This is a genomic window from Polyangium jinanense, assembly GCF_028435365.1.
The window spans coordinates 70,391-82,513 of sequence record NZ_JAGTJJ010000005.1 but is presented as its reverse complement, the minus strand read 5'-3'; the positions used below and the strand labels follow the sequence as shown (position 1 = coordinate 82,513).

Sequence of the window (12,123 nt, the reverse complement as noted above, 5' to 3'; positions counted from 1 at the left end):
CGGGCGCCGGGTGAAAGGCGCAGATCTTCCGCGCGCCGCGCGCGTATCATGGAACCGATGCGTCCTGCCCTGCTCCTCCTCGCCCTCGCCCTCGCGCCCGCGTGCACCCGCCCCCTCGACGAGCCCATCACGCCGGTCGACAACGGCAAAGATGCGCGGACGCCGCCGGCTCCGGCGAACGCTTCCGCTGCACCTGCCCCCTCCACTGAGCTCGATCCCCGGTTCGTCCCGGTCATCGCTGCCGCGTATCGCGATTACAAGGCCTGGGGGCGCGTCGACGACGAGCTGCGCTGGGCGCCCTGGCTCTGCCGTATGCCGGAGCCCGGCCGCGCGCGCATGAGTGGCGCGGAGGACGGCGACCACGCGCGCAAGCTCTATTCGGTGTTCGTCAAGGAGCAGAAGACCTATCCGCTCACCCAGGCCGCCGCGCCCGAGCCCCAGCCGGTGGGGCAGATCCTCGTCAAGGAGAGCTATTACCCCGAGCTCGTGGACAAGGCGAATCCCCCGGAAGATCTCGCCCACCTCCAGGAAAAAACCATGAAGGAGGACCATTTCAATCCGTATGCGCGGGTCGGCGATCGGGTTTACCGGGCCTCACGCCTCGCCGGGGCTTATGTCGTGCTCAAGGTCGCGCCCGGAACGCCGGGCACGGATGCGGGGTGGGTTTATGGAACGGTGACGCCCGCGGGAGAGGTGACGTCCGCGGGGCGCGTCGCGTCGTGCATGGGCTGCCATGTGAGCGCTCGATATGAGCGTGTGTTCGGTCTGGATCCCGCGAAAAACGGTAACGATTGAACATTCCATTGGAATCGTCCCGCACGCCCGCAATGCCGATCCTTTCCGCTTGACAGGGGATGGCACCCGGCATAGCCCCTTTCCCATGAAATCTAGGGTGCTCGCGACAATCGCGCTGGTCTTGTTCGGGACCGGCTGCGGGGCGCTTTTGGGGGGCAACGCCCGCTCCCCGGATCCGGACATGGCGAAAGTCATGCTCGCCGAGTTCGAAGCGGCCATGGGCGTCGACGCGCCGGTGGATCTGAAGACCGATGCCGACGTGAAGTCGCGCGTCGAGGCGAGGAAGAAGCTCTGGGCGTGCGGTGGCGACGTCCCTGTGGGTGAGGCGCACGCCTGGAAGACGTTCGCCCGCGATTATCCCGAGGCGAAGCTCACCACCTCGAAGGGCGAGCTTTCGGCCGCCGAGATGCGGGCGCAGTGCGAGACGCGGTTCATCGAATTCGAATTGGCGACCGTCACCGCTTGTGGCGTTCGACAGGTCTCAGTCGAGAGCCGCGCGACGCCGGCAGGCTGGACCGACCCGACGATCTCGTCGCCCAAGCGCGGGTGGTATTTCACGCCGTGCACCGAGGCGCCCGCCGCCAAGGGCCCCAAGGAAGTCGAAGCGATTCGTCCGCAGATTTTGAGCGCCTGCGGCGACGGCACCGGCAGCCTTCTCATGCCCTCGCAGTGGGGCACGTCCTCCGATGCGGACAAACGCGTCGTGATCGTGGAGTGTCGACGCGAGCGTGGTGCATTCAGCGATTGGCTTGGCGGAGACCCGTCGCTGAAGTAGGGCAACAGCTCGGGGCCACCGAAGCGCTTCATGTCTCAAAAAGAAGCGTGAAGGCCATGCGTGCCCAAGCTCTCGGCCACTTCCGCCGTCGTGCTGTGATCGCCGAGCGAGAACTGCGGTGTCGTATCGGCGCCTGAATAACCACCCGGCGCCACGCTCACGCCCGCGCTCATGGTCGTGATGCAAAGCGACGCGAGATGCATGCGCATGGCATGGGGCTCGCGGGTCGACAGGATCAAGCCCGCGCGCGGGAGGAAGAGGCGCGTCGCCAGAAACATCTGTACGTAGACGGGATCGGGCAGGAGGGGAACGTCCTCGAAGCCGGCCGCCGGGCGCAGGCGTGGGAGCGAGATGGAGAGCCTCGCGCCTGGATGTGTTTGCAGCAAGGAATGGGCGTGCATGCCGGCGAAGAATGTATCGGTCCGGGGATCCGAGAGGCCGAGCAGCGCCCCGGTGCTCAGCTCGAGAAGGCCCGCGCGTGCAGCCCGGTCGAGGCAATTGAGCCGATAATCGTACTTGCGTTTCATCCCGCGAAGGTGGACCTCCCGGTAGCGCCGGCGGTCGTACGTCTCCTGATAACAGACGATGCCGGTGGCCCCCGCGGCGCGCAGGCCTTCGTAATCGCTCTCGCTCAGCGGATACACCTCGAGCTTCAGCGAAGGGAACATCCCCGCGAGCGCCCGGCACGCGTCTGCCAGATACGCGACCGGCGTTGCCACGTAATCCTCGCCGGTGAGGAGCAGGAGCCGCCGGAATCCACGCTGATGCAGGATGCGCCCCTCCTCCTCCGCCTCGTCGGTCGTCAACGTCTTCCGCGTGATATCGTTCTTATATGCAAACCCGCAATACGTGCACGTCGTCTTGCAGGTATTCGAGAGGTAGAGGGGCGCGAACATCTCGATGCCGGGGCCAAACACCTCGCGCGTCAGCGTGCGCGCCCGGGTTTCGAGGTCGGGCAAGCGTCGCAGTGCCGGGGCCGAGAGCAGGGCCAGAAAGTCCTCGGGGCCTCGGTCCCCGGGCGCCACGTCGAGCGCGCGTTCCACGTCCGCATCCGTGAAGCCATCCGTGCTCGAAAGGCGGCGCGATACGTCGTCGAAATCGTATCGCTCCAGGGTCGTATGGAAGCTCATTGCCATCCTCCATCGGGAGAAGCCAGCTCGTAAGCGAACCACGTCCAAGTTAGCAGGAGCTCTCGCGGACGGCGCGCAGGCGGCAGCAGCTCGACTTGGGGCCGTCGGAGCGCGGGCTCGTGCGCATCGTCGCCCGGGGGCGGCGGTGTCTTCGGCGCTGGGGAGGTGGCTGGGAGGAGGCGGGTGTGGACGGAGAGGAGGGGGACTACCCGGACCGTCAGGCCTGGGCCGCCTCGACCGCCTCGGCGAGAACGTCCTCGTTGACGACGCTCATCATCTGCCGGGCGATGTCGTTGACCACGCGCTGCACACGTTCAGCGAGCGCCTTTGGCGCCGCTGCGAGGGCCGCGTTCAGCTCGCTGAGGCCCGCGTCGAGCAGGAGCGCGGCTTCCTCTTGCGACGTCGCCTCCTTCAAAAGCTTCGCGGCTTTGCTGGCTCGGGCGAGGTGAAGGGAGGCCTTGGTGCTCATTCAGGCCGTGCAACTTGTGACCGGAACCGGCCGTGTCAAGGCCCGGCCGCTCGTGGGCGGTCCGTGCGCGCGCGGGGGAGGGGAGATCGCAAGGGGCCCCCGGGCGCCGCCATTTCCACGCCTATGTCGGCTCCCAGACACGGCGCTTGGCGCCGCGCGTTCGTTCGTGTAACCCCCTCCTGCCGTGGCCTCGTCGTTGCTCCTCTGCGTGCTCCTCTCGTTTGCCGCGTTCGCGGCGCTCGGCATCGCGCTTCGCGCGGAACCCGAAGGCCGCGCCGAGCTCGGCCTGCTCGCCTCCACGGTGTTTTTCGGATTGATCATCGCCCCCGTCTTCGCGCTCGGGTACACGAACCGATTGACGCCCGGCGCGCTCGCGCTGCTTTCCTTCGTCGTGTCGGGAGCGACCTTCGCGGCCTCTCTTCGCGGTCGCGTGCCGCGCGTTTTCGTGCGTGAAATCGCGCGTGCCGGCAGCTCGCTCGCGCGGCTGCCCTGGGACGCGCTCGTGCTCGCATGGCGCGCGCAAAGCTCCGTGGTCCTGGGCCTGCTCGCCTCCGCATTCGCCATCGTCGGATCCGCGTGGATCACGTACCTCGCACCCTCCGAGTCGTGGGACGGCTTTTTTTATCACGAGCCGATGATCGGGTTTGCCCTCCAGAACCACGGCTTCCAGATGGTCGACCTGCCGCGGACCCTGGTCGTTCAAGCCACGAATGGATACCCCCGCGGCGCCGAGGCGTTCGCGCTTTTCTTCGTTGCTTTTACCGGAAAAACCTTCATCGAGATCGGCAACACCCTGGCAGCGCCAGCCCTCGCCCTGGGCGTCTTCCTGCTCGCGCGCCGATTCGCCCCCGATCCCGTCCCTTGCATGGGCTGGGCCGCGGTCCTTCTGCTGATGCCCGCCACGACGAGCCAGCTCCGGACGTCGATGATCGATGTCGTCGTTGGGGCTTTTTTGCTCGCCGCTCTCCATTTCGCGACCCGGGCGGAGGCGCGCATGCGCGACGCCGTCATCACCGCCGGCTGCCTCGCGCTCGTGTTCGCCTCGAAGAGCGCCTCGCTCTTCTGGGCGCCGCCCATGGCCCTCGTCGCCGGCGTGAATCTCCTGCGCCGCCACGCGAAGGCGCGTCCACGCGCGACGGCGCTCGTCCTCGTTTCGAGCTTGGTCTCGTTCACGGGCATCGCTGCGCTCACGTTCGGCCGTAACTGGCTCGCCTTCGGCAATCCGCTCTGGCCGGTCGATCACGCCATCTCGCGGCTCGGCATTCATTTCCGCGGCGTCGGGACCCTCGCGCAGCTCAGCCCGGAGCCGCCGCTCGCGACGATTGCGCGCATCAAGTATCACCACCCCACGGGCGGCGTCGCGGACATCATCGCGCGTGATTATGGTTATGCCGTCCCCTGGGTCGTCGTCCCGCTCGCCTCGATCGCGGCGCTCGTCGCGGCGTTCACCGCCGTTCGCGGGCGTTTGTCGAAGAAGCCCGACGCCAGCGCCGAGCGCGTGCTCGTCCTCGTGGCCCTCGGCGCCGTTTTCCTCCGTCTCACCCCGAACCTCAACATTGCCCGTTTCAACGTCCACATCGTCGCGCTCGCCGTCGCGTGTATCGTGTGGCTCGCAGCGCGCGCCTCGAAGTCCGCGCGCCTGCACGAAGCCGCTGTCGCCTCGGCGCTCGTCCTCTCGCTCGTCCCGTGGGCCTGGTACGTGTGGTTCTTCGGCCTCGAGCCCATGCCCGGCAAGCTGTCGGCGCTGGTGAGCATGTCGCCTGCCGAGCGCGCGAGCGCATACTCGGGCGGGTACCATCTGCCGCCGGATGTCGCGCAAAAACGCGAGCGCGAGCTCGGTCCGGGCAGCCTCGTCGTGTTCACCGACGACTCCGCTTTTCTCGGCGCGTTATGGAACGACGCGATGTCGAACCACCTGAAATACCTGCGCTGGGAGGGGCGTGATGCTCTCCTGACGCGGCTCGTGGAGCTCCGCCCCACGTGGGTCGTGGTCGGCGCGAAGAGCCAGGCGAGGGCGGCGATCGAATCCCAAAAGGAAGAATGGGAATTCGTCGGAATGGGTGTTCGTCAGGACAATACGGTGGTGTTTCGGCGGCGGGAGAGATGAACGCGGCGGAGGGTCAGGGGCGCGGGGGCGTGTGGCCCTCGGCGCCCCGATTCGCCATCACGGGCAGGCCGACCCAACCTCGTTCGCCGGCCCGACGTCGCCGAGCTGCGCCTCGTACATCTCGAACCCGAGGCCCATGGAAATGCCGTCGCACGTCTTTTCCGGATCCTGCGTGCCGTCGGCCATGATGTCCGACGCCTGGCGGACCTGGGTCACGAGGTTATCGAACAGCGGATTGCCGCACAAGCCGAGCAGGTCGCCGACCTTCTTGATTTCCGCCACGAACTCCTCGGTGTTGAGCACACCGCCGATCATGCCTTCCGTCGCGCTCTTCCGATCGTCGGCGAGCTTCATGGTCATGTGCGCCGAATACAAGGTCAGCTTGATCGACGTGCTCTTGTCCGCCGTGCGCACCGGGACCGAGAGGACGACCGTCACGCCCTTGCCCGAGTCGAACATCGAGCCCGTCACCGAGCTCTTCTCGAAGAGGATCGTCGAGGACAGGGGATCCATGGGATCGCTGAGGAGCCCGGGCTCGACCGGCCACTTGTCCGTCCCGTCGAACTTGGGCGCCCCGCCGAGCGTCGTCCCGCCGAAGAGCTTGCTCAGGAGCACGGGGGCGTCACCCGTCGCAGGCATGCATTCCGACTTCACCAGCGCGGTGAAGTTGCCGTTCTGGATGCCCGTGTTGACGTCATTCACCCAGTTCGGATAGAGGAGGAGGATCGTGGGCAGGAGGTTTTTCCCGAACGAGTTATCGATGCCCTGATCGCCGTCGGGATATGCCGTCTGCGCCGAGCCGCCCGCGTTCGGCTTGCACACGTCGGTCGAATTCCCGGTCGACTCCTTGTCGTCGAGGTTGAATCCGAACGTCTTCCACTCCCCGCTGTTGCCCTCGCCGAAGAAGAGCTCTTTGACGGCGAACACCGGGCCCTCGTGCGTCGGGCAGACCGCCCCTCCGCCGGCGCCGCCGCCGCCGCTGCTCGAGGAGCTCATGGAGGAGGAGCTCCCGCCCATCCCGCCGGTGCCGCCGGAGCCGCCAGTGCCGTCGGGGCGCACGTTATCCCCCTCGCTACCACAACCCACGGCCAGGGTGGCCACGGTGGTCACGAGCGCGAGGGCCAAAGAGACGCGATGATTTCCAAGCATATCGTCCTACACTTCTTGGGTTAAGGTTAAGGCTTACCTCGAGAACGACCGGCGCTGACTTCGCGCCCTCGAACAACGACGCGAGAAGGGCGAGTTTACTTCAATTGAGGATCGAGTTGCAGCCGAAGAGTACGTTGACCTTCGCGCTGCTGTCGGCCTGCACCGTAGTGCAGGACGCAGGGCAGAGGATGATCTTCGTGGGGCCGGCGTTGCTGTCGTAGTACCAGCCGGGCAGGTCTTTGCAGTCGGCGAGATCGTCGGCGCGGGGCAAGAGCTTCGGCATGCCCACGCCTTTCGGCATATAGGTGAAGTTCACCTGGTTCGGTTCGATCTCCATGCCGTTCGGCGCTTCCGGGATCTCGAAATCGCACCCGAGCGCCACCTGGCGAATCTCGGCCATCTTCGCGGCGAACTCGCTGATGTCCTGCGTGATGTCGTAGGCCGCCGTCGTCCCACCCGCCGCCGCGATCTTGTTGAGGGTCGTGAGCTGCGAGCCGGCCACGCCGATGACATACGTGCGAACACCGTTGTAGTCGAGCGCGCTCTCGGCCAGGTCCGCGATGTCGTCGACCGTCTTCGGCTCGCATCCGAGGGGCTCGCCGTCAGTCGCGAGAACGACGACGACCTTGTGCGTCTTGTGCGTGTCCTGGTAGGCGGCCGCCGCCGAGAGCGCCCCCTTGAGCGCGCCGTAGGTGGGGGTACCAATCCCCGTCGCGTCGGCCGGCATCGAGTTCGTCAAGGGAAACGCATTCGTCGGCAGCGCGTCGATGGGCACGTCGAGGAGCGCGTAGTGTGTGGGGTTGCAGTCGTACGGCTCCTGGGTCGGGAAGTAGACCAGGCCGGCGCCGATGCCGAGCGATGCCGGATCGTTGAAGAACGTCGTCAGGGCCGATTTCGTGCCGTTCCACTTCGCGCCCGACATGCTGCCCGATTGGTCGATCAGGAAGATGATGTCGAGCGGGATGCGGCGGGCTTCCGCGCTGGTGGAGACGCAGGCGCCGCCCTGGCCGCCCGCGCCCCCCGCGTCGAAGTCGATTCCTCCGACGCCACCCGTGCCGCCCCCTCCGAGGCCTCCCGCGCCGCCCTCGCCGGAGGACGAGCTCGAGCTGCTCGCCGTGGTGTCTCCGGAGGCATTGCCCGTGGCGCAGCCCCCCCACGCGGCGGCGAGGCTGGCCAGGGTGAGTGACATGATAACAAGCCGATGGGTCCTTGTCGTGCGGCTCATGGGCTGCTCCTCACTCGATGAAGATATCGTCGATGTAAGCGCCGGGGTAATTCCCGGAAGAATCACTCTGGAAACCGAATTGCAAGCGTACGATCTGACCTGCGTAGGCCGAGAGATCGGCTTGCACGAGCTGCCAGCCGAGGCCGGCATGGTGACCACCCCACGCGGGCTGGCCGGCGATGGTCAGCGGGTATGCCGGCAAGACGCTGTTGACGACGGAGTAGCTCATCCCGCCGTCGGTGCTGATCTTCAGGTTGACGCCATCATACTGCGAACCCTCGGTATCGATCCACATGCGGAACGTGAGCTTCGGGCTCGCCACGCCGGTGAGGTCGATGTCGGGGGAGGTGGCGGTCGTCCCCGCCCACGTCTGGGAGGAGCTGTAAGGACCGGCGATTTGCGTGGCGATGCACTGCGTCCCGTCGTAAGCGGCCTCGGGGCCCACGTTCGTGGGGACACCGCACTGCCAATCGCCGGTCAGCGTCCAGCCGTCGGGGCACGTGCCCTCGAAGCTCGTGTAGTACGCGTTTGGCTTGACGGTGAAGATGAACGTCTTTTCCGCGTAATTCGAGGGCAACGATGGCTCCTCGACGTGCACGGTGACTGTCACCGGCCCTGCCTCCGCCGCCGAAGGCGTGCCATAGAGCACGCCCGTCGTCGGATCGATCGTCAGCCAGTCCGCATTCTGACCGCTTCCCTTGAGGGTCCACACCGAGCCGCTCGTGCCGCCGATTTTGGTGATCTGCGTCGAGTAGGACATCCCCGCGTACACGTCCGTGAGCGGGGAGGTCGTGGTGATGTAAAGCGGAATCTGCAGCGGCTCGGCGACGACGACTTCGTCGATGTATACACCCGGGAAAACCGTGGCGGCGTCGCTGCGGAAGGCGAAGCGCAGGATGACCGACTGGCCGGCGTAAGCGGTCAGATCCGCGGAGTAGTTCTGCCAGCCTTTCGCCGAGTGATTCCCGCCCCATGCGGGTTGGCCGACGAGGCTCAGGTTGTAGGCCGGGGTGACCGTCGTGACCTGCGTGAAGCTCTGCCCGCCGTTGGTGCTGATTTTCAGATTCCAACCGTCGAAGGTGCCGCCTTCGGTGTGGTCCCACGCCCAGAAGGACAGCATCGGGGTGGTGGCCCCGGCCAGGTTGATCGGCGGCGAGTCCGCGACCGCGCTGCTGAAGAGCTGGTTCACGTGGTACAGGTCATCGATCTGCGTGCCGATGCAGCTCGTGCCGATGTAGGCCGCAGGCGGACCCACGTTCTCGGGCGTGCCGCATTCCCAATCACCGCCGAAGGTCCAGCCGCTCTGGCAGGATTCGAAGCCGTCGTGGAGGTACGTCGAGCAGCTCGTGACCGGATCGCCGGCCTCGCAACTGCCAGCCATGCATTTGTCCGCGGCGGTGCAGGCGTTGTAGTCGTTGCAGTCGCTGCCATCGGCCGCGAGCGAGGGGAGGCACTCGCCTTTCACGTCGCACGTGCCGACCTGGCACTCGACGATGCCCTCCGTGCAGGCCGTGCCGACCGGCGCGGGCCTCGGGTTGCAGAGGCCGTTCGCGGGGTTGCACTCGCCGCGCTGGCACCCGACGTCGAGCGCGGAGCAATCCATGGGCGCGCCGCCCACGCATTGCCCGGCCGAGCATCGCCTGTTGACGTTGCAAAGGTCGCCCGTGAGCACGCACGGGGTGTTGTCCTTGGCGGAGTCGGGTTTTCCGACGCACTCGCCCGTGGCCGGATCACACGCAACCGTGTTGCACTCGCTCTCCGGGGAGAACGAGCAGTCCCTGGGCTCGCCGATGCACTCCCCGATCTTGCATACGCCTTTCTTTTGGCAGAGGTCCGTCGGTGTGCACGCGGTGCCGTCGTTCACCGGCGTGACATCGCAGGACTTCGCGTCCTCGTAGCAAATGACCGACGAACAGGGAGAAGGCACGATCCCGCAGTGGTTCGTGCTTCCGCCGACGCAGGTGCCCGCGTCGCAGGTGTCGTTCGTGGTGCAGAACTTCCCGTCATCGCAGGCGGTTCCCTTTGGCGCGGGGATCACGATGCAGGTGTTCAGCGGGCCGATCACCTGTCCGGTGTTGCACACCGCGATCGCGCACTGGGGAGTCTCGATCTGCGAGCAGTCGATCCCGCAGGGCCCAGGGTCACTCCCGCCGGTGCCGCTGCTGCTGCTGCTGGTGCCGGCGTCTTCCCCGACGGGGAACTCACCTCCCACTTCGCAGCCCGCTGCGAGCCCCACCACCGAGAGCGAGAGCAAAATCCGAAGTAAGTTACTGATGCGACCGTGCATAACTCGTCATCCATGTACCACACCTTGAAGCCGCGCGGGTACATGGAGCAGCGCCGATTTTTGCTGCGCCCTTGATTTTTTTTGCTCACCTGTGCTGACTCGAGAGTTGCTCCCCGGTACGTCAGGCGCGGCATGGTGTGGGGGAGCCCGCGTTCGCGCGCGTAGCGATCTCCCTCGCGCTCCAGCTCGTCCAGGCCCTGCAAACGCCCTGTTCTGCCCGTGCGCGTGCAGTCCGTGGTGCGCGTTTGTGATGTGCGTCATCGCACATTGGTGGTTCCTCGGGGCAAGGCGCCGCGCCCCCGAGCGGTCCGTTTTTCCGAGGTCAGCGAGGGGGATTTCGAGGGCTCCCGAAATTGGAGCCTCCATTCAGGCTTTCGAGAAAGCAGCAGGTTTGCACCCTGTATTCTACACTTTCACATAACCGAGTATCTTCTCGCACATGAGCTCGGCCAACGCGCCATTTAATGCAGTGGGAATTTTTTCCTGGCGAGCGTCTCCCGTGCGGATCGCCATAAACCTGGCGCAGTTCAGGACGAAATAGGTAGTATGCCGCACGGCCCCGTCGGTCGCGAGCGTTTCAGTCACGACGATGAGGTTGCGCTTGGACGGAATCGTCAGTACTTTTGGGCGTATGTCCTCCCTTGATGGCGCCTCCGACGGATCCCACGCGTCCGGCGGTGACCCGTCGCGACAGCGCATTGCGGAGCTGGAGCGGCAGGTCGCCGAGCAGCAACGGACGATCGACGCATTACGAAAGGCGTGCGTGTGGAATATCGATAGCAGGGACGTGCGGGAATCGCTGTTCCAGCTCATCGACAGCAGCTCCGATTTCATCGGAATCGCCGACATGGAGGGCCATGCCTACTACGTCAACGAGGCCGGCCGGAACATGGTCGGGCTCGGGAGCATCGAAGAGGCGCAGCGCACGCTGGTCTCGAATTATTTCGATCCCGCGGATCTCCCCTACGTCTACGAGACGATCCTGCCCGAAGTGATGCGCAGCGGCCGATGGGAAGGGGAGTTCAGCTTTCGCCACATGATGACGGGCGCGAAGATCCCCGTTCACTATTCGCTCTTTCTCGCCAAGAACGCGAAAGACGAGGCGATCGGGCTGGCCACGATCACGCGTGATCTCCGGTCCATGAAGCGCGTGGAGGAGGAGCGGCAGCGGCTGCAGGAGGAGATCATCCGCATGCAGGCGCTCGCGCTCGCCGAGATGTCGACGCCGCTCATTCCCATCAGCGATCGCGCGGTGGTGATGCCGCTCATCGGCACGGTGGACGAGGCGAGGGCGAAGCAGGTGCTGGAGACGCTGCTGAAAGGCGTCACCGAGCGGAGCGCCGCCATCGCCATTCTCGACGTGACCGGGGTCTCGGTGGCCGATCGTGCGGTGGCCAATGCGCTCGTCGAGGCCGCGCGGGCGGTCAGGCTCCTCGGCGCGCAGGTGGTGCTCACGGGCATCCGGCCGCAGGTGGCGCGGGCTCTCGTCGACCTGGGACTGGGGCTCGAAGGGCTCGTGGTGCGCGGCACACTGCAGAGCGGCATCGCGTTCGCGATGGGGCGCGGCTGACAGGGCACGGGTAGAGCGCAATTATTTCAAGCACTTGGAGAGCCGCAGAAAAAAAGTCGGCCGCCGTGTCGATCTCGCGACCCCTCGTTCGTCGTGAAGGCAGGGTCAGGGCTCCACGCCCGATCGAGGGAGAAGAGACATGAACATGAAGCGCATCTCGATGGCCGTGTGTCTGTTCGTCGCCGCGTGCGGTGGTGAGGACGGAGACTCCGCCGCGCCGCCGATCGCATACGAGGACATGAGCTTCGAGCAGCGCGTGGTCTTCATGAACGACGTCGTCATGCCCGAGATGAAGAAGGTCTTCGTCGCGTTCGACCCCAAGTTCGAGACCATGGACTGCACGACCTGCCACGGCAATGGCGCAATCGATGGCACCTACACGATGCCGAGCCCGCAAATCGAAGCATTGCCCGCCACCGAGGAGGCGTTTCTCGAATACGTCAAGGATCCGGAGAAAGCGCGGTGGAGCCAGTTCATGTTCGACGAGGTCATGACGCGGATGGCCGACCTGCTCGAGGTCGCCAAATTCGACCACGAGACCGCCCCGAACGGGTTCTCGTGCAGCAATTGCCACACGCATACGGTGGAGGAGGGCCCGAGCGAAGCCCCTTGAGGA

At 65.9% G+C, this 12,123-nt stretch carries 11 protein-coding genes; 5 read left to right on the top strand and 6 right to left on the bottom strand.

The features are described 5' to 3' along the window. Positions 1 to 57 precede the first annotated feature (57 nt). Together KEG57_RS13570 and KEG57_RS13565 are read left to right on the top strand one after the other, a co-directional pair. Complete coding sequence (locus tag KEG57_RS13570; RefSeq protein WP_272420191.1) at positions 58 to 795, top strand: hypothetical protein; 738 nt, start codon at positions 58 to 60, stop codon at positions 793 to 795. 85 nt (positions 796 to 880) lie between these two features. Continuing rightward, positions 881 to 1,570, top strand: coding sequence for a hypothetical protein (locus KEG57_RS13565; RefSeq protein ID WP_272420190.1), 690 nt, complete (start codon positions 881 to 883; stop codon positions 1,568 to 1,570). Between the two features lie 35 nt (positions 1,571 to 1,605). On the opposite strand, the gene KEG57_RS13560 is transcribed toward KEG57_RS13565, so the two are convergent. Continuing rightward, the gene (locus KEG57_RS13560) at positions 1,606 to 2,700 is read right to left on the bottom strand and encodes a radical SAM protein (RefSeq protein ID WP_272420189.1); all 1,095 of its coding nucleotides are present in this window, start codon (positions 2,698 to 2,700) and stop codon (positions 1,606 to 1,608) included. 217 nt (positions 2,701 to 2,917) lie between these two features. Next, positions 2,918 to 3,169 (bottom strand): hypothetical protein, encoded by a 252-nt coding sequence (locus KEG57_RS13555; protein ID WP_272420188.1) that lies wholly within the window; start codon positions 3,167 to 3,169, stop codon positions 2,918 to 2,920. Between the two features lie 184 nt (positions 3,170 to 3,353). On the opposite strand from KEG57_RS13555, the gene KEG57_RS13550 reads away from it, so the two are divergent. Beyond that, positions 3,354 to 5,276, top strand: coding sequence for a hypothetical protein (locus tag KEG57_RS13550; RefSeq protein ID WP_272458521.1), 1,923 nt, complete (start codon positions 3,354 to 3,356; stop codon positions 5,274 to 5,276). A 57-nt stretch (positions 5,277 to 5,333) separates the two neighbouring features. On the opposite strand, the gene KEG57_RS13545 is transcribed toward KEG57_RS13550, so the two are convergent. From KEG57_RS13545 to KEG57_RS13530, 4 genes are all read right to left on the bottom strand, one after another. Next, complete coding sequence (locus KEG57_RS13545; protein ID WP_272458520.1) at positions 5,334 to 6,425, bottom strand: hypothetical protein; 1,092 nt, start codon at positions 6,423 to 6,425, stop codon at positions 5,334 to 5,336. 100 nt (positions 6,426 to 6,525) lie between these two features. After that, positions 6,526 to 7,614 (bottom strand): vWA domain-containing protein, encoded by a 1,089-nt coding sequence (locus tag KEG57_RS13540; protein ID WP_272458519.1) that lies wholly within the window; start codon positions 7,612 to 7,614, stop codon positions 6,526 to 6,528. Positions 7,615 to 7,660: 46 nt separating this feature from the next. Beyond that, complete coding sequence (locus tag KEG57_RS13535) at positions 7,661 to 9,937, bottom strand: choice-of-anchor J domain-containing protein (protein ID WP_272420184.1); 2,277 nt, start codon at positions 9,935 to 9,937, stop codon at positions 7,661 to 7,663. Positions 9,938 to 10,342: 405 nt separating this feature from the next. Next, a complete protein-coding gene (locus KEG57_RS13530) occupies positions 10,343 to 10,522 on the bottom strand; it encodes a hypothetical protein (protein ID WP_272420183.1) in 180 nt (59 codons plus the stop codon). Positions 10,523 to 10,568: 46 nt separating this feature from the next. Between KEG57_RS13530 and KEG57_RS13525 the strand changes: the two genes are divergently transcribed. After that, complete coding sequence (locus tag KEG57_RS13525) at positions 10,569 to 11,507, top strand: STAS domain-containing protein (RefSeq protein WP_272420182.1); 939 nt, start codon at positions 10,569 to 10,571, stop codon at positions 11,505 to 11,507. A gap of 139 nt (positions 11,508 to 11,646) precedes the next feature. Continuing rightward, positions 11,647 to 12,120 (top strand): hypothetical protein, encoded by a 474-nt coding sequence (locus KEG57_RS13520; RefSeq protein WP_272420181.1) that lies wholly within the window; start codon positions 11,647 to 11,649, stop codon positions 12,118 to 12,120. Positions 12,121 to 12,123 lie beyond the last annotated feature (3 nt).